The organism is Bradyrhizobium sp. B124 (assembly GCF_038967635.1).
Taxonomy (GTDB): Bacteria; Pseudomonadota; Alphaproteobacteria; order Rhizobiales; family Xanthobacteraceae; genus Bradyrhizobium.
Window position 1 is genome coordinate 5,804,080 of the sequence record NZ_CP152413.1, and the last position, 23,074, is coordinate 5,827,153.

General features: G+C 65.9%; 19 protein-coding genes. 7 read left to right on the top strand and 12 right to left on the bottom strand.

The window, feature by feature from the left end:
- Positions 1-22: 22 nt before the first annotated feature.
- Entirely contained in the window at positions 23-922 is a 900-nt protein-coding gene (locus AAFG13_RS27610) for an amino acid ABC transporter substrate-binding protein (RefSeq protein WP_342708784.1), read from the bottom strand.
- A gap of 139 nt (positions 923-1,061) precedes the next feature.
- Here AAFG13_RS27610 and AAFG13_RS27615 point away from each other — a divergent pair, with 139 nt between their 5' ends.
- On the top strand, positions 1,062-1,763 hold the full coding sequence (locus AAFG13_RS27615) for a GntR family transcriptional regulator (RefSeq protein ID WP_212312398.1): 702 nt from the start codon (positions 1,062-1,064) through the stop codon (positions 1,761-1,763).
- 57 nt (positions 1,764-1,820) lie between these two features.
- On the top strand, positions 1,821-3,188 hold the full coding sequence (locus AAFG13_RS27620) for an FAD-dependent oxidoreductase (RefSeq protein WP_342708785.1): 1,368 nt from the start codon (positions 1,821-1,823) through the stop codon (positions 3,186-3,188).
- Here AAFG13_RS27620 and AAFG13_RS27625 read toward each other — a convergent pair.
- The 5 genes from AAFG13_RS27625 to AAFG13_RS27645 all read right to left on the bottom strand — a co-directional run bounded on the left by AAFG13_RS27625 (position 3,185) and on the right by AAFG13_RS27645 (position 8,424).
- Positions 3,185-4,219 carry an alpha/beta fold hydrolase gene (locus AAFG13_RS27625; RefSeq protein WP_342708786.1) on the bottom strand — a complete coding sequence of 345 codons (1,035 nt, stop codon included), beginning with the start codon at positions 4,217-4,219 and terminating at the stop codon, positions 3,185-3,187. The genes AAFG13_RS27620 and AAFG13_RS27625 overlap by 4 nt on opposite strands.
- Before the next feature lie 107 nt (positions 4,220-4,326).
- Positions 4,327-5,133, bottom strand: coding sequence for a crotonase/enoyl-CoA hydratase family protein (locus AAFG13_RS27630; RefSeq protein WP_342708787.1), 807 nt, complete (start codon positions 5,131-5,133; stop codon positions 4,327-4,329).
- Between the two features lie 47 nt (positions 5,134-5,180).
- A complete protein-coding gene (locus AAFG13_RS27635) occupies positions 5,181-6,221 on the bottom strand; it encodes an alcohol dehydrogenase catalytic domain-containing protein (RefSeq protein ID WP_342708788.1) in 1,041 nt (346 codons plus the stop codon).
- A 270-nt stretch (positions 6,222-6,491) separates the two neighbouring features.
- Complete coding sequence (locus AAFG13_RS27640) at positions 6,492-7,406, bottom strand: phosphoribosylaminoimidazolesuccinocarboxamide synthase (RefSeq protein WP_342708789.1); 915 nt, start codon at positions 7,404-7,406, stop codon at positions 6,492-6,494.
- 100 nt (positions 7,407-7,506) lie between these two features.
- Positions 7,507-8,424, bottom strand: coding sequence for a pirin family protein (locus AAFG13_RS27645; RefSeq protein ID WP_212312381.1), 918 nt, complete (start codon positions 8,422-8,424; stop codon positions 7,507-7,509).
- Positions 8,425-8,675: 251 nt separating this feature from the next.
- On the opposite strand from AAFG13_RS27645, the gene AAFG13_RS27650 reads away from it, so the two are divergent.
- The 4 genes from AAFG13_RS27650 (at position 8,676) to AAFG13_RS27665 (ending at position 12,528) form a co-directional block, all read left to right on the top strand.
- Entirely contained in the window at positions 8,676-9,251 is a 576-nt protein-coding gene (locus AAFG13_RS27650; protein WP_212312379.1) for a GNAT family N-acetyltransferase, read from the top strand.
- A 53-nt stretch (positions 9,252-9,304) separates the two neighbouring features.
- Entirely contained in the window at positions 9,305-10,363 is a 1,059-nt protein-coding gene (locus tag AAFG13_RS27655; protein WP_342708790.1) for a helix-turn-helix domain-containing protein, read from the top strand.
- 319 nt (positions 10,364-10,682) lie between these two features.
- Positions 10,683-12,110, top strand: a complete 1,428-nt coding sequence (locus tag AAFG13_RS27660) for a serine hydrolase (protein WP_342708791.1) — start codon at positions 10,683-10,685, stop codon at positions 12,108-12,110.
- A gap of 127 nt (positions 12,111-12,237) precedes the next feature.
- Positions 12,238-12,528, top strand: coding sequence for a DUF1330 domain-containing protein (locus AAFG13_RS27665; protein ID WP_342713407.1), 291 nt, complete (start codon positions 12,238-12,240; stop codon positions 12,526-12,528).
- Positions 12,529-12,816: 288 nt separating this feature from the next.
- On the opposite strand, the gene AAFG13_RS27670 is transcribed toward AAFG13_RS27665, so the two are convergent.
- Complete coding sequence (locus tag AAFG13_RS27670) at positions 12,817-14,187, bottom strand: MmgE/PrpD family protein (protein WP_342708792.1); 1,371 nt, start codon at positions 14,185-14,187, stop codon at positions 12,817-12,819.
- A 147-nt stretch (positions 14,188-14,334) separates the two neighbouring features.
- On the opposite strand from AAFG13_RS27670, the gene AAFG13_RS27675 reads away from it, so the two are divergent.
- Positions 14,335-15,474 carry an FUSC family protein gene (locus tag AAFG13_RS27675; RefSeq protein ID WP_212312353.1) on the top strand — a complete coding sequence of 380 codons (1,140 nt, stop codon included), beginning with the start codon at positions 14,335-14,337 and terminating at the stop codon, positions 15,472-15,474.
- 7 nt (positions 15,475-15,481) lie between these two features.
- Here AAFG13_RS27675 and AAFG13_RS27680 read toward each other — a convergent pair whose 3' ends face one another.
- From AAFG13_RS27680 to recF, 5 genes are all read right to left on the bottom strand, one after another.
- Positions 15,482-16,138, bottom strand: a complete 657-nt coding sequence (locus AAFG13_RS27680; RefSeq protein ID WP_342708793.1) for a DsbA family protein — start codon at positions 16,136-16,138, stop codon at positions 15,482-15,484.
- A gap of 49 nt (positions 16,139-16,187) precedes the next feature.
- Entirely contained in the window at positions 16,188-17,585 is a 1,398-nt protein-coding gene (locus AAFG13_RS27685; protein ID WP_342708794.1) for an MATE family efflux transporter, read from the bottom strand.
- Positions 17,586-17,735: 150 nt separating this feature from the next.
- Positions 17,736-19,028 (bottom strand): UDP-N-acetylglucosamine 1-carboxyvinyltransferase, encoded by a 1,293-nt coding sequence (gene murA / locus AAFG13_RS27690; protein WP_212312341.1) that lies wholly within the window; start codon positions 19,026-19,028, stop codon positions 17,736-17,738.
- 224 nt (positions 19,029-19,252) lie between these two features.
- Complete coding sequence (gyrB, locus tag AAFG13_RS27695) at positions 19,253-21,688, bottom strand: DNA topoisomerase (ATP-hydrolyzing) subunit B (protein ID WP_092120563.1); 2,436 nt, start codon at positions 21,686-21,688, stop codon at positions 19,253-19,255.
- A 229-nt stretch (positions 21,689-21,917) separates the two neighbouring features.
- Positions 21,918-23,054 (bottom strand): DNA replication/repair protein RecF, encoded by a 1,137-nt coding sequence (gene recF, locus AAFG13_RS27700; RefSeq protein WP_212312337.1) that lies wholly within the window; start codon positions 23,052-23,054, stop codon positions 21,918-21,920.
- Positions 23,055-23,074 lie beyond the last annotated feature (20 nt).

Here is a 23,074-nt window from a genome sequence, read left to right on the forward strand (position 1 = left end):
GTCGCGATCCGGTGATTACCGGTCACACGCCCTTGTCGTTCGGATTGGCCACCGCGTCCTTCAGCGGCGCCGTCATCGGGAAATTCAGGTTCACGTTCTTCGGCGGGATCGGCCGCGTGAACCATTTTGCGTAGAGCTCCTGGAATTCATTGCTCTTCATCATGGCGACCAGCGTCCGGTCGACCAGCGCCTTGAATTCCGGATCGCCCTTGCGGATGATCAGCCCGTAAGGCTCGGTACGCAGGCTATCGTCGATGATGCGCCAGTCCGCGGGATTGGTGCTGCCCGCGATCAGGCTGGCGAGCAGAATGTCGTCCATCACGAAGGCGTCGCTGCGCCCGGTGGTCAGCGCCAGGAACGACGCGGCATGGTCCGGGGTCAGGATGTTCTTGGTCTGAAAGTTCTTCGCCTGGGCGCGCGCGCTCAACAGTCCGATCGAGGTCGAGCCCGAGGTCAGCGAGACCGGCCTTCCGCCGAGATCTTCGAAGGTCTTGATCGGGGCGTCCTTCTGCACCACCGCGCGGATGCTTGACACGAAGATCGTGGTGCTGAAGGCGACGACTTTCTGCCGCTCCAGCGTGTTGGTCGCGGGACCGCAGACGATGTCGATGGTGCCGTTCTCGATCAGCGGTATCTGGGTGGAGAGCTGGATCGGCTGCAGTTTGGTCTGCAGCGCCGGCAGCTTGAGCTCGGTCTTCACCGCGTCGACGATCCGCGCGCAGAGGTCCATCGCGAAGCCGACCGGCGTCTGGTTGTCGTCGAGATAGGAGAACGGGACCGAGACGTCGCGGTGCCCGAGCCGGATTTCGCCGGCGTCGCGGATCTTGGCAAGCGTGCCGCCGGGCGATTGGGCCTGCGCCGGTGTCGCTATCGCCGTCGCGAGAAAGGCTAGGTAAGTCAATTGCTTGAGTGCTTTATTCATCAGGTGCTCGCGAACGCAGGCTGAATTGGATACGATAGATCAAGATTTTATACACAGGATTGCATAATCTGCAATCCGATTTTATACAATCGTGGCCAAGTCGGATACCATGGCATGGCACCAGCGAGAGAGAAGCCGGATGGAACCAGCGACCGCCGCCAACCATCGAGGGGCCGGACCTCACGGTTCCGCGCCGGACGCCGTGCGCGAGGCGCTGCGGGCCGCGATCAGTTCCGGCGAGCTCGCGCCCGGGCTGCAACTCCGTCAGGACGAGCTTGCTGCCCGGTTCGGCACCAGCCGCATCCCGGTGCGCGAGGCGCTGCGCCAGCTCGAGGCCGAGGGTTTTGTCACGTTCTTGCCCAACCGCGGAGCGGTGGTTTCGGATCTCTCGATCGACGAGGTGATCGAGCTGCTCGAGATCCGCATCGCACTCGAATGCCACGCGTTGCGATTGGCGATCCCCGCAATGGGTGAGATCGATCTCGAGGCGGCGACGAAAATCCTCCGCGCCTACGACGCCGAACCTGATCCGGCGCAATGGGGCGCCTTCAATTGGAAATTCCACGCCACGCTCTACGCGCCGTGCAATCGCCCGCGTCTGCTCAGCATGATCGAGGCGAATTACGGCCACGTTGGCCGCTTCACACGGGCGCTGGTGTCGCAGGCGACCGGCAAGGAGCGTCCGCAGCGCGAGCACTACCGGCTGCTCGAATTCTGCCGCGACGGCGAGGTCAAGAAGGCCGTCCGCCTGTTGCGCGATCACATCGAGGAGACGCAGAAGACGCTGCGCTCGGCGCAGCGCCAGGCGTTGCGCGATGCGGGCCTGGAACGTCCGATCTGATCGCTGAGACAATTCAAATCATCGCAGGCCCCGCTGCGGGCCTTTGGGAGACCACGCGTGAAGACCAATGACGTCGAAATCCTGGTGATCGGTGCGGGCATCGTCGGCATCGCCACGGCCTACTACCTCGCCGTCCAGCACAAGCGTGCGCGTCTGTTGATCGTCGACGAAGGCCAGCCGATGGCGCTGACCTCGGCGCAGTCCGGCGAGAACTACCGCAACTGGTGGCCGCATCCGACGATGACCGATTTCACCGATCATTCCACCGACCTGATGGAGGAGATCGCGCGCCGCAGCGACAACCGCATCCACATGACGCGGCGCGGATATCTTCTGGTCACCCGCGAGGAGAAGCCTGAGGAATTGCTGCAGCAGCTCTACGCCGGCTATGGCGAGCACGCTGCGAAGCTGATCCGCCTGCATGAAGGATCGGGCCGCGGCTACGTGCCGCCGCATTCGGCGGACTGGCAGAGCGCACCTGACGGCGTCGACGTTCTGCTCGGCCGCGATCTGATTGCGGCGCATTACCCGACCTTCGACAAGGAGGTCGCAACCGCGCTGCACATCCGCCGGGCGGGCGACATCAGCGGTCAGCAGCTCGGCCAGTACATGCTGGAGACCATGCGGCCGCTGGGTGTGCAGTTTCAGCGGGCGAAGGTGGCCGGCATCGCAAAGACCGATCGCTTTACCGTCGACGTGCTGGCCGATGGCGCACGGCAGACCATCAAGGCAGATATCATCGTCAATGCCGCGGGGCCGTTCGCCGCGCATGTCGCGGCGATGCACGGCGAAGCGCTTCCGATCGTCAATGTGCTGCAGCAGAAGATTGCGTTCGCCGATCGCAACCGCGCGGTCGATCGCAAGATGCCGTTTGCGATCGATCTCGACGGCCAGACGCTGGCCTGGTCCGATGACGAGCGCGAGGCGCTGTCAGCGGCGCCGGAATTCGCGCGCCTGCTGGCGCCGATGCCGGGCAGCATCCATTGCCGGCCTGATGGCGGCGATCACGGCGAGTGGATCAAGCTCGGCTGGGCCTTCAATACCGAGCAGACCACGGCGCCGGTGCGCGAGCCGGAGCTGAATCCGTATTTTCCCGAAGTCGTGCTGCGCGCGGCGAGCCGGCTGCAGCCGCGACTCGCGCAGTATCTCGGCGCGCTGCCGCGTGGCCGCGTGCATTACGGTGGCTACTATCCGATGACGAAGGAGAATTGGCCGTTGATCGGGTCTGCGAAAACGCCGGGCGTCTTCCTCGCCACGGCGCTGTCGGGTTACGGCACGATGGGCGCCTGCGCTACCGGCGATCTCTGCGCGCGCGCCGTGGTCGGCGCGCCCGTCCCCGCATTCGCCCGCAGCCTCTCGCTCGCGCGCTATCAGGACAAGGCGCTGATGGAGCAACTTGAGGCGACCGCCAGCGGCTTGCTCTAGCCGAGGCTCTCCATGAAGGCGCGCAGCCGCGGCGCCCATTTATGCGCGTCGCGGCCCGATGCGGAGTGGCCGTAGTCGCTGTCGAGCAGAAAATAATCGGCGTCGACGCCGGCGGCCTTCAGCGCCGGCATCACCTGGGGCGCAAGCTCAGGCGGGAACAGCTTGTCGGTCCGCGACAGGACATAGAGCACCTTGGCCTTGATCTGCCCGAACTGCGCCGTGACGTCGAAGCCGCGCAGCGCCCTGGCCAGAGTCAGCAGCGAATTGGCGTCGAACCCCCTGGCCCATTCCGCCGCCTCGGCGCGGATCGCGGCCTCGATGTCAGCGGGATCGGTCAGCGTATCGCGCAGCCGCGTCTCGATGCCGTAGCTCTTCAGCGTCGCGGTGCGGATCTGGATCATGCTTTCGAGCACGCCGCCGTGATCGTAATAGTCGCCGCCGTTCCAGTTCGGATCCTGCGACAGCGCCGCCATCAGGCGCGCGACATTGCCCTCGGCACGCTCGCGCGGCACCAGCGGCGCGGTGACGACAGCGGCGATGCCGCGCATGGCGTCGGGATAGTTCACTGCCCATTGCAGTGCCTGGAAGCCGCCATAGGACGGACCGACGATCGCCACGAACTTGTCGATGCCGAGCTCATCCAGCATCGCGCGCTGGGTGGCGACGATGTCGCTGACGGTGATGTCAGGGAAGCGCGGCCCGTAGCGGCGGCCGGTCCGCGGGTCGATGCTTGCCGCGTTGGTCGAGCCGTAGGACGAGCCCAGCATGTTCGGGCAGATTGCGAAGTAGCGGTTGGTGTCGACCGCCTTGCCCGGGCCGACGATCTCGTTCCAGCTGCCTTCGCCGGTCGATCCGCTCGGATCGATCATCTGCGGCCCGCTGGTGTTGCCGTGGGTGATCAGCACGACATTGTCGCGGTTGGGCGCCAGCATGCCGACGGTGCGGTAGGCGATGGTGACTTCGCCCAGCACGCTGCCGTTCTCCAGGCGGAAATCGGACGTGGTGAATGTCTTCAGCTCGGTTGCGGGCATCATGGGTTTCCGGATGGCTGGGCCAGCTCAGCACGTTCGCGGCAGGAACGCAAAGCCCTGCGCTTAGGCCTTGAGCTTAAGCACAGCGATGGTGCAATTCGCAGACGTCAACCATTCCCGACCTCATTGCCGAATGCGCCGTGGCGACCGATGCCCGAGGCGAAGCGCGTCGCACCCGACAGCGTTTCGCCCGACGCGATCACGTCGAGGCCGCCGCGCATTTCGTTCCTGATCGCCTCTTCCTCGTCGAGGTCCCATTGCCGCAACGCCGACAGGCGGTCGGCGCGCATGCAGTTCTGCGGGAATTTCGCGATGTCCTTGGCGAGTGCGATGGCATGCGCGCGCGTCTCGCCCTTCGGCACCAAGCGGTTCGCGAGCCCCATGCGAAGCGCCTCGGGCCCTGCGACCGGGCGTCCGGTGAGGATCAAATCGATCGCCTGCGAGTGACCGATCAGCCGCGGCAGGCGGATGGTGCCGAGATCGATCAGCGGCACGCCGAAGCGACGGCAGAACACGCCGAAGGTGGCGTCCTCGGCGACGACGCGCATGTCGGCCCATAGCGCAAGTTCCATGCCGCCGGCGACCGCAAAGCCCTCGATCGCGGCGATCACCGGCTTCGACAGCCGCAGCCGGCTCGGTCCCATCGGCGCGATGGTGTTGTGGCCGCCGACCTCGCGCTTTTTCTCGGGATCGCCTGATGCCACTGCCTTCAGGTCGGCGCCGGCGCAGAAATATCCGCCGGTCCCGGTGAACACCGCAACCGATGCGCTCGCGTCGGCGTCGAAGGCCAGAAACGCGTCATACAGCTTTCGCGCGGTGGCGCCATCGACGGCGTTGCGGTTATGCGGACGGTTGATGGAGATGATGGTGATGGGACCATCGCGCTCGACGAGCACGGTATCGGCATCGGACATGGGTCGCTCCCTGAGGTTGTTGGTTGGAGCCAACCTAACGGTCCCCGTCAGTCAATGCCATCACGAACGAAGGCGACTCGGATGGTCGGATCCCCAATCGCCTCGTGCGCATCCTCGAAACGAACGCGGCGGGTGATCACTTCCTCCGGATGGAAATGTCCTGCCGTCACATGCGCGACGCAGTCGGGCACTTCGGCGCGAACGTTGACGCGGCTGACCTTCAACGTGATGCCGACTCCATACATATGCCGCAGCGGCACCGGCGTGGTCTCGGCAAAGTCGCCATACATGCGCTGGCAGATGCCGTTGGGTTCCGTCGCGCGGAATGCCAGCAGGATGCTGGCGTCGGTCGCAGCTGCATCGATCACAATCGGGAAGAGGCCGGGCGGCTCCATCGACAGGCCGCTTGGGGCTTCGATGATGTCGGCACCGAGCGACTTCGCCTTGGCGAGGCGCGGCGCGTGGTCGTCGAGATAGACGACACGTCGCGCGCCACACGCTACCGCCGCCTGCACCGCGAACAGCGCGAGCGACTGCGCGAAGCCGCCGATCACGAGCACCTCGGCGCTGGGCCGTTGCGCGAGCCAGCGCGCCACTGCGCTGAACCCGTCGGTCGCGCCGTCGGCAAATCCTGCCGTCTGCGACAGGGCATGGCCGTTCGGCTGACGGACCAGCATGTGATCGGCAAACGGCACGCGGATCAGGTCGGACAGGCCGCCGCCATATTCCACGCCGCAGACAGGCTTCAACCCGTAGGACGAGCGAAACGGCACCGCCGTGCAGGCATTGGTATGGCCACGCCGGCAGCGGTCGCAAGTGCCGCAACTGATCTGGAACGGAACGATGACGAGATCGCCGGGCGCGAAATTCTTCACCGCACCGCCGACGTCGACGATGCGGCCGGCGGTCTCATGTCCGAGCGCAAACGGACCTGCGAGGCCCGATCGGCCGTGCACGATCGCAAGATCGAGATCGCAGCGCGTCACCGCGAGCGGCTGCACCAGCGCGTCGCGGTCATCCTGAAGCCTCGGCGGGGGAACGTCCCACCATTCAACCTTGTTGCCGCCGATATAAGTCAATTGCCGCATCGTGCACCCTCCGCTTTGCGCCGAGAGTGCAGGGAGGCTGACGCGACGACAAAAGGTTTGTCTTCAACAGGGGTGAATTGGATTCACCTGGCCTAACGGGATCGCACGATCAGTCGATGCAGCCGCAACGCCCCTCTCCCCGTCATCCTGAGGTGCGAGCGGAGCGAGCCTCGAAGGATGCACGGCCACCAGCCGGGCCGTCGACCCTTCGAGGCTCGCTTCCGCGAGCACCTCAGGTGACGGTGATAGGTCGGGGTGTAAAGACAGCAGCTAGACCTTCAGCTCGCTGCCCGTCACGCGGCGATACGCTTCGAGGTAGCGCTTGCTGGTCGCATCCACCACGCTCGCCGGCAGCGGCGGGGGCGGGGCGTCGCCGTTCCAGCGGCCGGCGTGGCGTTCGACGTCGAGATAGTCGCGCAGCGGCTGCTTGTCGAAGCTCGGCTGCGGCTGGCCGGGCTTGTAGGCATCGACCGCCCAGAAGCGCGACGAATCCGGCGTCATCACCTCGTCGATCAGGATGATGCGGCCGTCGCTGTCGCGGCCGAATTCGAACTTGGTGTCGGCGATGATGATGCCGTGGGCGCGGCTGGTCTGTTCGCCGTAAGCGTAGACATCGCGCGCCAACTTCTCCAGCGTCGCGGCAACGTCGTCGCCCAGGATCTCGCGTACCCGCTTGACCGTGATGTTCTCGTCATGGCCGGCCTCGGCCTTGGTCGCCGGGCTGAAGATTGCGGGCTCGAGCTTTTGGCTTTCGACCAGGCCCGCCGCCAGCTTCTCGCCGGCGAGCGTGCCCTCGGCGGCGTATTCCTTCCAGGCCGAGCCGGAAATGTAACCGCGGATCACGCATTCGATCGGAAACACGGTGGTGCGCTTGCACAGCATCGCGCGGCCGAGAATGTCGGCGCGATGGTTCTTCAGCTCAGGCACCGCGCGGATGATCTCGTCGGCGTCGGCGCTGATCATGTGATGCGGCACGGTGCCTTCGAGCTGCCGGAACCACCAGGCGCTGATCTGGGTCAGCACCGCGCCCTTCATCGGAATGGTCTCCGCCATCACCACGTCGAATGCCGAGATGCGGTCGGTGGTGAGCAGCAGCACGCGATCGTCGCCGACGGCGTAGATATCGCGCACCTTGCCGCGGCCGATCCGGGGCAGGGGCAAATCGCTGGAGAGCATCGCGGTCATGGCATGGTCTTTCCGGGCTCGTTTTCTCAAAGACGCGGGTGTTCAAAGACGTGCGCCCGCACGAGGCGTGCGGGCGCCGCAGATTAACACAGGAAATAGCTCACTCCGGCAGCGGAATGAACTCGTGTTCGTGCGGAACCTGCGCGAAACGCCCGGTTTTCCAGTCCTGTTTGGCCTGCTCGATCCGCTCCTTCGACGACGAGACGAAATTCCACCAGATGTGGCGCGGCCCTTCCAGGGCATCGCCGCCGAGGAACATCATGCGGGTCGGCCGCAGCGTCTTCACGGTGATGCGGTCGCCGGGCCGGAAGATCAGGAGCCGCGGTCCCTCGTGGCGATCGCCCGCGATCTCGACCTCGCCGTCGACGAGATAGATCGCGCGCTCCTCGTGATCGGGGTCGAGCGGCACCGAGGCGCCGGCCTGCGCGGTCACCTCGGTGTAGAACCACGGCGAGACCATGCTGACCGGCGAGCTGATGCCGAATGCCGAGCCGGCGATGACGCGCGCGGTGAAGTCGCGCTCCGAGATCATCGGCAGGTCGCCCGCGCCATAATGCTGGAACGACGGCGCGATCTCCTCCTTGCCGGCCGGCAGCGCGATCCAGCTCTGTAACCCAAGCATCTTCTGGCCGTCGCGGCGCTGCACGTCGGGGGTACGCTCGGAATGCGCGATGCCGCGTCCGGCGGTCATCAGGTTCATCGCGCCGGGCTGGATTTCCTGGATGTTGCCCTCGCTGTCGCGGTGCATGATGCTGCCGTCGAACAGATAGGTGACGGTGGCAAGCCCGATATGCGGATGCGGCCGTACATCCATGCCCTTGCCGGCGAGGTATTGCACCGGGCCGAAATGGTCGAAGAAGATGAAGGGCCCGACCATCTGCCGCTTGCCATGCGGCAGCGCGCGGCGCACCGCGAAGCCGTCACCGAGATCGCGGGTGCGCGGCACGATGATCAGATCCAGCGCGTCGCAGGTCTTGGGATCGCCGAGTTCGGGATCGGTCGAGGGCTGCCAGCTCATGTCGGACTCCTTGCAGTTTTGCCGGATCATACTCTTTTGCCGCGATCATACTCTATCCGTCGTCCCGGCCAAGCGAAGCGCGAGCCGGGATCCATAACCACAAATGTCAATTGTTGCGCTCGCTGGGGCCACGGCTTGCTTCAACAACGCAACCCTGTGGTTACGGGTCCCTGCTTTCGCAGGGACGACGAAAGTGCGGCTCTGGCGTGCGTCTCATGACAACGGCATAATTCCGGAAACTGGAGCATGTGATGGTTTCTCTGATCAAGCCGGGCGCAAAGCTGCTGCAGGTCGATGGGCCCGTGATCGAGACGTCGCGTCTCATCCTGCGGCCGTGGCGCGCGTCCGACATCGCGGACAACACGAAAATGCTGTCCGATCCCGAGACGGCGCGCTTCATCACGCCGGATCATCAGCCGGTCACCTCGGAGCTGAAGGGCTGGCGCAACGCCGCGGTCATCTCGGGCCATTGGGCGCTGCACGGCTTCGGCATGTTCGCGGTCGAGGAGAAGTCTTCCGCCCGCTACATCGGCCGCGTCGGGCCGTATTATCCGCCGGAATGGCCGGGCTTCGAGGTCGGCTGGGGCATCGCCAGGGAGTGTCGCGGCAAGGGCTATGCGGTGGAGGCGGCGCGTGCCGCGATCGACTTTGTGTTCGCGAACTTCACCGTCGACCGCATCATCCATTGCATCGATCCCGCCAATTTCGCCTCGCAGGCCGTGGCGCGGCGGCTGGGTGCTGTCAATGAGGGCCCGGGCAAGCTCGAAGGCGAAGTCGTCGATATCTGGGTCACGCAGCGCAGCCGCTGGCCGCGCGATGGTTCTTGAAAAAGCCGGCGTGACGGACGATTCTCTGCTCACCTTGGAGATCGCATCGACCGATGACCTTTGCCGCAACCGAACTGTGCCTGCGCGCCGCCACCGTGACGCTGCTGCTGGTGCTTGCGGCCTTGATGTTCGCAGATTTCCGCACGGTGCTGGCCGGGCGGCTCGCGATCGCCTTCGCGCTCGGCTCGGCCGCGCATGCGGTGACCGCGTCGATGGGTGCCGGGCCGCCGGTCTCGGACTGGCATGCGCCACTGATCGCGCTCTCGACCGGCGATATCGTGGTGTTCTGGCTGTTCACGCGTGCGCTGTTCGATGACGCGTTTCAGCTGCGCTGGTGGCACGGCCTGATCTGGGCTGCGGTCGTCGTCTACAGCTTCGTCAATTGCATGTGGATCGCACCGGACGGTCACGCGCGGATCGCGATCATCATGGTCAATTCGCTCACGCTCGTCTTCGTTGCGCTCGCCGTGGCGCAAACCATCGGATCGTGGTCGGCAGATCTGGTCGAGCGCCGCCGCCGTGTCCGCGTCTTCATCGTCGCCGCGTCTGCGCTGTACGGCGGCATGAACGCGCTGCTTCAGATCGCCTATGCCGGCAGCCGCGTGACCGTGGAATGGGCCAATTTGCTGAACGCGGCCGTGCTCACCGCCGTCGTGGCCGCGATCACCTGGGCGATGATGCGCGTCGACGGCGCCGACCTGTTCACGGTGCCGGCGGAGGCCGTCGTGCTGACGAAGCCGGCCGCGGTCGAGGAGGCGGCGGACCAGAGACTGGTCGATGCCCTGATGCGGCTGATGGCGGACGAGCGCATCTATCGCCACGACAACGTCACGATCGGCACGCTGGCAACCCGGCTGAAGATCCCCGAATATCGTCTCCGGCGGCTGATCAACCAGCGGCTCGGCTACCGCAACTTCAACGTCTTCCTCAACAACCACCGGATCGAGGAGGCCAAGGCCGCGCTCGCCGATCCCTCGCAGGCTGAAGTCCCCGTTATCACCATCGCAATGGACGCCGGCTTCCAGTCGCTAGGCCCCTTCAACCGCGCCTTCAAGGCGACGACAGGCGTGACGCCGACGGAGTATCGGAAGCTGAAAGCGAGCGCCGTGTAGGCGTCGGCCCCCACTGCACCCTCCCCCCTTGTGGGAGAGGGTGGCTTCGATGCGGTAGCATCGAAGCCCGGGTGAGGGGTCGGTTTCCGCGGATAGAGACCCCTCATCCGTCGCGGACTGCGTCCGCGCCACCCTCTCCCACAAGGGGAGAAGGGAAGCGCTGCCTCGGTCGTAGGCCTGTGTAATCGCAGCACATTTTCAGATTCGGCGAGCGGCCCCGAGTTCTCGACTAGCCTCATTTCCAAATCCGGCGAGCGCTTGCGCGCCCGCTCCGGCCTGATCTCCGCCACGCGCCCCATGCGCCATGCCGGAGGATCCCGTGACCCGTCGAAAGCTCGCCTTCATTCTCATTGCCACCACCGCCTGCGGTGCGCTGGCGCTGTCCGCCGCCCGGGCCCGCGATGTGCCCAAGGTCGCGACTGGCTTTGTCGCCAACGTCGTCTGCTCGGAGACCTTCGTCAGCGGGCTCGACCCCCGGCGAAACCTGGCCGAGACCACGGACGCGATGCCGGGGGCCGGCCTGATCACCTGGGCGATGGACACCGAGGTCGACCTCGATCGCAAGGACGTCACCGTAACGCTGTTCGGGCTTGGCCGCAGCCATGCGGTCTATCGCGAGGGCATGGGCTGCACGCTCGATCATGGCGAGACGCTGGCCGATACCGCGCCTCCGCCCTCGAAACCGCAAGCCGCATCGCTGCCCGAGATCGCAGGTCCTGCGCTCGTCGCGCCGCAAAGCCCGCAGCTTGGGGCCGCGCTCGACCGCGCCTTTGCCGAGCCGGCGGAGCCGCCGTTCCGCCACACCCGCGCTGTTGTCGTGATGAAGGACGGTCGCATCGTCGCCGAGCGCTACGCCGACGGCATCCGCATCGAGACGCCGCTGCTCGGCTTCTCCATGAGCAAGTCGGCGATCTCGGCCCTGATCGGAATCCTCGTCCGCGAGGGCAGGCTGACGCGCGACCAGCCGGTCCCGATCGCTGCCTGGCGGAATCCCGACGATCCGCGCCACGCGATCACGGTCGACGAGCTGCTGCGCCACACCGCAGGGCTTGCGCTCGGCAGCTCGCTGCAGGCGTCGCTGGCGTCCGTGCTCGAGCCGGTCAACCGCATGAAGTTCATGGAATCGGATATGGCCGCCTTCGCCGAGAGTGCTCCGCTGGAGAGCGCGCCTGGCCAGGTCTGGAATTATCATGACGGCAACTACCTCATCCTCTCGCATCTGATCCGCAACGCCGCCGGCGGGCACGCGGCGGACGTCATCCGCTTCGCGCGTGAAAAGCTCTTCGGTCCGCTCGGCATGCGCAATGTCGTGATGCAGTTCGATGCTGCGGGCACGCCGGAAGGATCGGGCGCGATGATGGCGAGTGCACGCGACTGGGCGCGTCTCGGCCAGCTCTACCTCAACGACGGGATGGCCGGCGACAAGCGCATCCTGCCGGAGGGCTGGGCGGCCTATTCGGCTTCGGCCACGCCGAATGCCTGGGTCGGCTACGGCGCGGGCTTCTGGACCAATCTCGGCAACAGTTTCGGCGCCAACCATCGCATCGCGCATGGCTGGCCGCGCGATGCGTATTTCGCCAAGGGCACGATCGGGCAGTATGTGATCATCGTGCCGTCACAGCGGCTCGTCATCGTCCGCCTCGGCCGCTCGCCGAACATGCCGCCCGAGGTGGACGGCGTGTTCGATCTGGTTCGCGATGTGGTGACGGCGACCTCCACAAGCGCGCGGCTCGCGGGCGGCAATTGATGGAGACGTCACACACCACCCGCGCGATCGTGAATTGAATCTCGGCCTCCGGAATTTTCTGATGCTGTGGCGCATCTCGCAGGAGGTGCGCCACAGTTCCTTAAGATTACCTCAGCCGGAGACCATCATGCCGAAAGCCTACTGGATCGTGCACGTCACGGTGCACGATGAAGCTCGCTATCCCGAGTATCTCGCCGCCGCGATGCCGGTATTTGCCCGATACGGCGCCCATTTCATCGTGCGCAATGGCTCGTATGAGGTGATGGAAGGTGCGACGCGCCAGCGCAACTTCGTCATCGAGTTCAAGGATCGCGCCACCGCGATGGAGTGCTACACCTGCCCCGACTATCAGGCCGCGAAAGCAATCCGGCAGAAATACTCGGACGGGGATTTTGTGATCATTGATGGAGCGGAGTAGGTCTCCGTCATTCCGGGCTCAGCCCTTCGGGCTGCCCCGGAATGACGAGGGGTCGGAACGCGCCTGCCACCGATTTGCCCGACGACGCAAGCCCCCGCAGCAATTGCGCCTCATCCCCATCGTCGTCCTGGCGAAAGCCAGGACCCATTACCCCAAATGAGAATTGGTGCGCGACGCTGGGGCCGCAGCTCACTCTCACAACGCAACCCTGTGGTTATGGGTCCCCGCTTTCGCAGGGACGACAGCTGTGGGCGCGGCGTGCAGCCTTTGCAGTAACGATAGATCCGCCTACTGCCGCCCCAGCTGCGTCGCCTTCTCCACGCGGTCGAACCGCTCCAGCGTCAGGATCGCGTCCGCGAGCTGGTCGGCGCGCTTGTCGAGCACCGGGCGGGCCAGCGTCAGGAACTTCTGCTGCATCGCCTTTGCATCCGGGAACGAGGTCGGTTCGCCGGATGGATCGGCATAGAGGCGCTCATGGGTGCCGTCATCGGTGGTGATCGAGACGCGGGCGCCGAACGGATGGGTACGGCCGACCTCGAGGCGGTCGTCCTGCACCACGTCGAACTTGTCGGCGAGCGCGTCGATCGCCGCATCACCGAGCCGGTCGTAATCATCCCAGCCGAAATGGCCCTGGTCGAGCGCGATCGCGCCGGTGAAGAACATCGAGAACTGGCCGCCGACCACCGAGGTCGGGTGACGCTTGGTGGCGGCGTCGCCGGTCAGCGTGATGCCGTTGCGGTGCAAGCCGATCTCGACCTTCCTGATCTGGTCCGGCGTCAGATTGTGCTCGCGCCGCATCGCGATCAGCGCGTCGATCGCGGCATGGGTATAGCGGCAGCTCGGATACGGCTTCACGCCGATCTTCAGCGTCTCGTAGGTGTGGCCCAAGCCCGCCACCGCCTTGTCCGGATGGGCGTCATCGGTATAGCCGACCAAAAGGCCGTGCTTGCCCTCGACCGACTCGCTCGAGCCGATGAAGTCGTTGCGCGCAAGCGTCGCTGCGATCACGCCGTTCATCGCGGCGGCGCCGACCTGGTAGCGCTTGTTCCAGGCGCCGTTGACCAGGAATTGCAGCGAGCCCGCGGCCTGGCTGCCGGAGACGCCGAACGCGGAGATGATCTGTTCCTTCGACAGTCCGAACAGTTTTGCCGCCGCCGCGGCGGCGCCATAGGTGCCGGCCGTCGCGGTCGGGTGGAAGCCGCGGGCGTAATGCGAGGTCGGGTCGAGCGCGTTGCCGAGCCGGCAGCACACTTCATAACCGGCAACGATTGCGGTCAGCACGTCGCGGCCGGACGCGCCGACCATCTCGCCGATCGCGAACGCGGCAGGCACCACGGGTGCGCTCGGATGCAGCGAGGAATCGGCGTGGGTGTCGTCGAAGTCGAGCGAATGGCCGAGCGCGCCGTTGAGCAGCGCCGCCACCGCGGGCGTCCAGGTCTTGGTGTCGCCGAACACCGTGGCCTCGCCCTTGCCGTCCAGCGCCAGCGCTTCCAGCATCTTCATCAGCGAGGGCGTCGATTCCGCATCGCGGCGGGCGCGGATGGTGCTGCCCAGGAAATCCAGCGTCAAAACCTTGGCACGCTCCAGCACCTCCGGCGGAATGTCGGAATATTTCAGGTCGGCGACGTAGGCGGCGAGCGTTGCGGTTTCGTGGGCCATCGTGTTTCCTCAATTTTGCGGCGCAGGGTAGGCGGGCGGGTTTGGCCTTTCAAGCCACCTTGCCGCCGCGGGCAGCAGCCATGCTTACGGTCGCTGGACGTCAAGTCATGTAACACGGGCCTTTCCATTGATTGCGGATCAGGGTGCATGAGGACCTTCGCAAAACGCATGTTCGACCAGCTCTGGACCCGCAGGACGCAGTTGGCGCTGGCGGTCCGGATCGCATCCGCCGGCGTGGCCGCCTATACCATCGCGCTCGCGTTGCACCTCATGCTGCCGCTATGGGCGGTGCTGACCTCGCTGATCGTGACCCAGATGAGCGTCGGCCGCTCGCTGAAGGCGACCCGCGACTACATGCTCGGCACCATCGGCGGCGCCATCTATGGCGGCGCGATCGCGGTGCTGATCCCGCATTCCGGCGAGGGCAGCCTGCTGGCGCTGCTGGTGCTGGCGATCGTGCCGCTGGCGTTCATCGCCGCGCTCAATCCCAGCCTGAACTCGGCGACGGTGACGGCGGTGATCGTGCTGCTGCTGCCGACGATGCATCATTCCAATCCGCTGGACTCAGCGATCGACCGCGTCCTCGAGGTCACGGTCGGTGCGCTGACTGGCCTTGTGATCTCGTTCCTGGTGCTGCCGTCGCGCGCGGTCAGCCAGATCAGGGTCAATGCATCGAAGCTGCTGGAACTGCTCTCAGCAGCGTTCGCCGAATTGCTCGCCGGCCTGACCCGCGGGCTCGACAACGACGCACTGCACCGGATCCAGGATGGCATCGGCACCGCGGTGACCAATCTGCACGCGACCGGCCTCGAGGCCGAGCGTGAACGCACCATGCATCTGTCATCCGGGCCGGACACCGGTCCGCTGCTGCGGACCATCCAGCGGCTACGGCACGACGTTGTGATGATCGGGCGCGCCTGCGTGGTGCCGCTGCCGGCCGATATCCAGGCCAGGCTGGCGCGGCCATTGGCCGACGTCAGCCATGCCATCGTGACTTACATGGTGGCGGTCGCGACCGCCCTGCGCGCCGGCAGCGGCCCGGCCGACATGGCGCCGGTCGATGCCGCGCTGCATGCCTACAGCGAGGAGGTTGCCGCGGTGCGCAGCGAGGGCCTGACCCGGGGCCTTCCGGTCGATGCCATGGAGCGGTTCTTCGCGCTCGGCTTTTCGCTCGACCAGATGCGGCAGAACCTGAACGACCTCAAGCGCTGCCACGGCAATTGGTGCACGAACGAGGATTCTTCCGAGAAGATCGTTGCGGAAACTTCGGAGAAGAGCGCGGCATGACCCGTGGCTATGCCGTGCGGCGCGTCAGGCCCTTGCTCTCCATGCGCCAGATCAGGAGATCGATACGGTCCTGACCGAAGAACGGTTCGTTGGCGAATACAAAGGTCGGCACACCCCAATGGCCGGAGGCCGCATGCGCGTCCTCGTTGCCCTTGATGACCGCTTCATGGCGATCGGGATCGGCCGCGATCGCCGCATCCATCGCGGCGAGATCGAAGCCTGCGGCATCGGCCGCTTTCGCCAGATGATCGCCCTCGTTCCAGCCCTTCACCGAGCCGTCCCACAGCACGCGGCTGATGGCGGAGGTGAAGGCAAGCGACCGCCCCTCGAGCTGCGCGGCGGCGCCGAGCCGGGTCAGGCGGTGGATGTAGGGCTGATGCGTGGCGACGTCGAGCGTCGTCATGTCTTGCACGATCGGGTCCGGGCGCGGAAAGCGGAACGGGATGTTCTCGTGCTTGGCGACGCGGCTGGAATCCAGCACGACATAGCGGGCGAATTGCGGATTGGTCTTCTTGAAGAAGCCGGGCACGCGCACCGCGAGCGGATAGACCGGCCGCAAATTCACCGCGACATCGTAGTCGGCGACCATCTTCAGCGTCTTCGGCAACGCCAGATAGCTGTACGGACTGCGGAACGAGAAGAACAGGTCGACCGACAAGGTCATGCGCTAGCCTCCGTTCGGTGTGACCTCGTCGACCTTCATCCGGCAACCTTCATCCTACCAGTCTGCGTGCCAGCAGGCGGAAACGCAAGATCAGGAGGGTCGCGTAGACCGCAGTTCCGAGCGACAATCCGATCCAGACGCCGGGGGCGTTGAGGTTGGCCCAGAAGGCCAGCGCAGAGGCCGACGCAAAGCCGATCAGCCAATAGCTGATGACGGCGAACAGCAGCGGCACCTGGGTGTCGTTCATGCCGCGCAGCGCGCCGGCGGTGGTGGTCTGCACGCCATCGGCGATGAAGAACGTCGCGCCGATCAGGAGCAGCATTGCGGTGAGCTGCGCGGTGGCGTCGGAGGCTTCGCCGAGGAACAGGGCCGCGATCTCGAAGCGCGCCAGAATCACCGCGAGCGTCATGATGCTCATGAAGACGCCGGAGAGCGCGACCGCGACGAAGCCGGCACGCTGCACCGCGTCGGGGTCACGGCGGCCGACGGCGTGGCCGACCCGCACGGTGGCGGCCATGCTGACGCCGAACGGCACCATGAACAGGATCGCCGCGATCTGCAGCGCGATCTGGTGCGCCGCCAGCGCCGTGGTGCTGATCAGCCCCATCAGCAGGCCGGCCGCGCCGAACAAGCCGTACTCCAGCAGAAAGGCGATCGAGATCGGCGCGCCGACGGCGACAAGCTTGCCCATCAACGGCCAGTCGATGCGCCAGACGCGGCTGAACACATGGTACTTGCGGAACGGGCGGCGCCGCGCCGCGAACCACGCGCCGGCGAGGAAGGTGCCGAGATTGACGATCGTGGTCGCAAGTCCGGCGCCGAACATGCCGAGTTCGGGCATGCCCCCTTTGCCGTAGAGCAGAAGATAGACCATCAGTGCATTGGCCGGGATCGCCGCGAGCGTGATCCACAGCACCGGCTCCGGCCGGTTCACCGCGCTCATGAAGCCGCGGATCGCAATGAACCACAGCGCCGGCAGGATGCCCCAGGCGAGCCCGAACAGATATTGCTGCGCCAGATGCGCGGTGGCCTGGGTCTGGCCGAGCGCGAGCAGGATGCGCTCGCCATGGAACGGCAGCGCCATCAGCGGCAGCACCATGAAGAACCCGGTCCACAGGCCGACGCGGAGCGCGCGCCGCATCACGCGCGGGTTGCGGGCGCCGAATGCCTGCGCGGCCAGCGGCGAGACCGCCGACATCATGCCCATGCCGATCGTGAAGCTGACGAAATACACGGTGTGCGCCAGCGCCGCCGCGGCGACGTTCTCGCTGCCGAGCCGGCCGATGAAGGCGAGATCGGTCGTCATCATCGCGATCTGCCCGAGCTGTGTCAGCGCAAGCGGCACGGCGAGCTTCAGCGTTTCGGCGAGCTCGGCCGTGAGCAGCTTGCGAGAGGGGACGACGGCCGCGCGCGCCGCGGCCGGGTCGATCTTGTCGATGCAGGTCATGACGGCACGCTTAGCACGGCAAACCGGCCGGAAGGATGGCCAAACTGCCCAAACGCGACGATCTCACGCAGAGATCATCGCCTCCCAAATTGTCGTTTGAGCATGGTCCGACCGGAAGAACGCTTCACGTTTTTCCGGATCATGCCCGGATCACGATCGCGCTGGTATCCGCTTGATCTTGGCGCCGAGCGCGTTGAGTCGTTCGTCGATCCGCTCATAGCCGCGCTCGATCTGGTCGGCATTGTTGATGGTGGAGGTGCCGTTGGCGCACACCGCGGCCAGCAGCATCGCCATACCGGCGCGGATGTCGGGCGAGTTCATCGGCGCGCCGCGCAGCCGGCTCGGACCGGCCACGATCGCGCGGTGCGGATCGCACAGCACGATCCGGCCACCCATCGCGATCAGGTTGTCGACGAAGAACATCCGCGACTCGAACATCTTCTCGTGCATCAGGATGACGCCGTCGCACTGCGTCGCGGTGACGATCGCGATCGACATAAGGTCCGCCGGGAAGGCGGGCCAGGGCTGGTCCTCGAGCTTCGGCACGTGGCCGCCGAAATCGTCCTGGATCTTCATGGTCTGGTTCGACGGCACGACGAGGTCGTCGCCCTCGACGCCGCAGACGATGCCGAGCCGTTCAAAGCCCATCCGGATCGAGCGCAAATGCTCGACGCCGGCGCGCGCGATGCGCAGCGGCGAGCGGGTCACCGCGGCAAGCCCGATCAGCGATCCGACTTCGATATGGTCGGGCTGGATCGCGTAGCTCGTGCCGCCGAGCGTCGCCTGGCCGTGCACTGTGATGGTGTTGGTGCCGATACCTTCGATCTTCGCGCCGAGCGCGACCAGGAAATTGGCGAGGTCCTGCACATGCGGCTCGGAGGCCGCGTTGCGCAGATAGGTGGTGCCGCGGGCGGCGACGGCGGCGACCAGCGCGTTCTCCGTCGCGGTGACGCTGGGCTCGTCGAGGAACACATCGGCGCCCTTCAGGCGCGCGGCGCGGAATTCCAGCCGGTGCGTCGCGGTGACCGTGGCGCCGAGCTGCTCGAAGGCCAGAAAATGCGTGTCGAGCCGGCGGCGGCCGATCACGTCGCCGCCGGGCGGCGGCAACGCGACCTCGCCGCAGCGGGCGAGCAGCGGACCTGCCAGCAGGATCGAGGCGCGGATCCGCGCGCACAGAGCCGGATCGAGATCGGCGGCGCGGATCTCCTTGGCATGGATCTGCAGCGTGTTGCGCTCGGTCCATTCGGCGCTGGCGCCGACCGAGCGGCACAGCTCGACCAGCGTTTCGGTGTCGCGAATGCGCGGCACGTTGGTCAGCGTGACCGGATGCTCGGTGAGCAGGGCAGCTGCGATGATCGGCAGCGCGGAGTTCTTGTTGCCCGACGGCTCGATGGTGCCCGAAAGGCGGCGGCCGCCTTCGACGATGTATTGGATCGGCGGCACGCGGAATGTCCCCTAACGCATCATCCAGACTTGGATTCGAATGTGGCCACGCGAAATTCCGCAACGGAATCAATGGCTGTCCGGCACCGTAACACAACTCCCGGCGCAGCTTCCACACGAAAGGTAGCCGCGCGACGGTGCGAAGCGCGCGGTCACGGACACGTCATCTCGGCCGAGCCGTCGCGTCGGCAGCGCATGTCGGCCTGGCCGCCGGGAGCAGGTCCCTAGATGTCGATGGTGGCGCTGAGCGAGTTTTCCTGGATGAAGTCGCGGCGTGGTTCGACCACGTCGCCCATCAGCTTGGTGAAGATATCGTCGGCCTCGTCGACCTCCTTGATCTTCACCTGGAGCAGCGAGCGCGCCTCGGTGTCCAGCGTCGTCTCCCACAGCTGCTCCGGGTTCATCTCGCCGAGACCTTTGTAGCGCTGCAGCGAGATGCCCTTGCGGGCGGCATCGGTCACGGCCTCGAACAGGTCGATCGGGCCGTGAATGGTCTGCTCGGCATCCTTGCGCCGGAGCTTGCCCGCCCGCACGTAGATCTCCTGCAGCCTGGTCGCATACTCGTCGAGCTTGCGTGCATCGGCCGAGCCGAGAAACGCGTCGTCGATCACGGCCACTTCCTTGACGCCGCGCACGGTGCGCTCGAACTGGAAGCCCTGTCCTTCCGTGAAGGTGCCGATCCAGCCGCGCTCCACTTCGTCGGCAACCGCATCCAGCCGCTTGGCGATGTAATCAGCCGCGGAGTTGGCGGTCGCGATATCGCTGGTGATTCTCGGGGTCAGCACGCCGGCGATCGCGGCCTGCTCGATCACCGCGCGATTGTAGCGGCTGTGCAGGTTGCGCAGCACGGAGCGGATCGTCCGGGCGTCTTCGACCAGCGACAGCAGGTCACGGCCCGAGCGGTCTTCGCCGGAGGCCGGCTTGAAGACGCATTCGTCGAGCCCGGTCGAGATCAGATAATCCTCGAGGGCGCGCTCGTCCTTCAGATATTGCTCGGACTTGCCGCGCGAGACCTTATAGAGCGGCGGCTGGGCGATGTAGAGAAAGCCGCCATCGATGATCGAGCGCATCTGGCGATAGAAGAAGGTCAGCAGCAGCGTGCGGATATGGGCGCCGTCGACGTCGGCGTCGGTCATCACGATGATCTTGTGGTAGCGCAGCTTGTCGACCGAGAAGTCGTCGCTGATGCCGGTGCCGAGCGCGGTGATCAGCGTGCCGATCTGCTCCGACGACAGCATCTTGTCGGGGCGCACGCGCTCGACATTGAGGATCTTGCCGCGCAGCGGCAGCACCGCCTGGAATTCGCGGTTGCGGCCCTGCTTGGCGCTGCCGCCTGCCGAGTCACCCTCGACGATGAACAGTTCGGACTTCGCCGGATCCTTCTCCTGGCAGTCGGCGAGCTTGCCGGGCAGCGAGGAGACGCTGAGCGGATTCTTGCGGGTCAGCTCGCGTGCCTTGCGTGCAGCCTCGCGGGCGGCGGCGGCCTGGATCACCTTGCCGACGATTTCCTTGGCTTCCTTCGGATTCTCCTCGAACCAGGCCGCCAGCGCCTCGTTCAGGACGTTCTCGACCACCGGTCGAACCTCCGAGGACACCAGCTTGTCCTTGGTCTGCGACGAGAATTTCGGATCGGGCACCTTCACCGACAACACCGCGGTGAGGCCTTCGCGGCAATCGTCGCCGGTCAGCGCGATCTTTTCCTTCTTCGCATTGGCCTCGGCATAGCCGTTGACCTGGCGCGTCAGCGCGCCGCGGAAGCCGGCCAGATGGGTGCCGCCGTCGCGCTGCGGGATGTTGTTGGTGAAGCACAGCACGTTCTCGTGGTAGCTGTCGTTCCACCACAGCGCGGCTTCGACGCCGATGCCGTTGGCTTCCGCGCGCACCATGATCGGCGCCGGCACGATCGCCTTCTTGTTGCGGTCGAGATATTTGACGAATTCCTCGACGCCGCCGGAATAGTGCATCTCCTCGCGCTTCTCGACCGCGTGACGCATGTCGGACAGCACGATGTGGACGCCCGAATTGAGGAAGGCGAGCTCGCGCAGCCGGTGCTCGAGCGTCGCGAAATCATATTCGATGTTCTTGAAGGTCTCGGGCGAGGCGAGGAAGGTGACCTCGGTGCCGCGCTTGCCCGGGGCATCGCCGACCACCTTGAGCGGCGCGACGGCATCGCCGTGCGCGAATTCGATGTAGTGCTCCTTGTCGTCGCGCCAGATCCGCAAGCCCAGCTTGCTGGACAGCGCGTTGACGACGGAGACGCCGACGCCGTGCAGACCGCCGGAAACCTTGTAGGAGTTCTGGTCGAACTTTCCGCCGGCGTGGAGCTGGGTCATGATGACCTCGGCCGCCGAGACGCCTTCGCCCTTGTGGATGCCGACCGGAATGCCGCGGCCGTCGTCGTACACGGTGACGGAATTGTCGGCGTTGAGGGTGACCAGGACGCGGCTTGCATGGCCCGCCAGCGCCTCGTCGATCGCGTTGTCGACGACCTCGTAGACCATGTGGTGCAGGCCGGAACCGTCGTCGGTGTCGCCGATATACATGCCGGGCCGCTTGCGGACGGCGTCGAGGCCCTTCAGCACCCGGATCGATTCCGCACCATATTCGGCCGGAATGGGATGCTCAGATTCGGCAGGGGTCTGCCGGGCAGGTTCAGTCATGTGAGGCCTTCGAGGATGTCCCGAATCAGCTGCACAAAATGAGGCGCTGATTCCGCTATTTGTGCCATGAAAGAGCAGTTGCGCCTAGCGCAAAGTCTCTGTCTACAAACTATTGAATAAATAGGATTTTTTCGACCTGTTTCAAGGCTCTCAAAGGCCGATTCCGGAGGCTCTGAAAAGCCCGATTCGAAGGCAGATTCGAGCCCCTTTCGGAGACGATTCCCCGCCCTTAGGCGCGCCGTGTGGCGCGGCCGGATTCGACGTCGAAAATCTCTCCCGTCGGGCCGATATCGACGAAGGCGGCAGGGTCGGCGCCGGTCATCCAGACCTGTGCGCCGAGCTTGGCGAGCTCGTCGAAGAGCGCCTTGCGCCTATTGGGATCGAGATGGGCGACGACCTCGTCGAGCAGCAGCAGCGGCACGATGCCGGTCATCTCCGCGACCATCGTGGCATGCGCCAGCACCAGCCCGATCAACAGCGCCTTCTGCTCGCCGGTCGAGGCGTCGCGCGCCGGCATGCTCTTCGGCGCGTAGATCACCTGCAGATCGGTCAGATGCGGTCCGTCGAGCGTGCGCCCGGCGGCGGCGTCGCGCGGACGGCTGGCGCGCAGGATCTCGCGGTAGCGGTCCTCCACCGCGGTCGCGGGCTCCTGCAGCAGCGCGTTCTCCATCCAGCCGTCGAGCATGATCTCGGCGGAGGGGAAGGCCGAGGCGGCGCCGCGCTCGTGCAGCATCGCGGCGAGCTTGGCGGCGGTCTGGCCGCGCGATGCGGCGACCGCGACCGCAAGCTCGGCGGTCTCGCGCTCGATCGCGTCACACCAATGGTCGTCGTAGTTGCGCACTTCGAGCAGCCGGTTGCGCGAGCGCAGCGAGCGCTCCAGCGCCGAGACCCGGCTGGAGTGCTCGGAATCGATCGCCAGCACCAGGCGGTCGAAGAAGCGCCGCCGCTCGGAGGCGGCGCCCATGAACAGGCCGTCCATCGCCGGCGTCAGCCACACCATGCGCAGGTGGTCGCCGAACGCGGTCGCGGACCCCACCGGTTCGCGATCGATGCGGCAGCGTCGGCTGTTGCTCGCCTCGCCGGTCGGGGGATCGATGCCGGTGCCGAGCGTGGCGAGGCCGAGCGCACCCTCGACTTCGGCCGAGACCGCCCAGGAGCCGTCGCCCTGATTGTCGGCGATGTCCTCCAAGGTCGCGCGGCGTAGCCCGCGGCCCGGCGACAGGAACGAGACCGCCTCCATGCAATTGGTCTTGCCGGCGCCGTTCGGCCCGACCAGCACCACCATGTCGCCCGCGACCTGCAGCGTCGCCGTCCGGTAATTCCGAAAATGCGTCAGCGACAGGCGATGAATGCGGGATGGGGTCATGTTACCTTGTCATTGCCGGG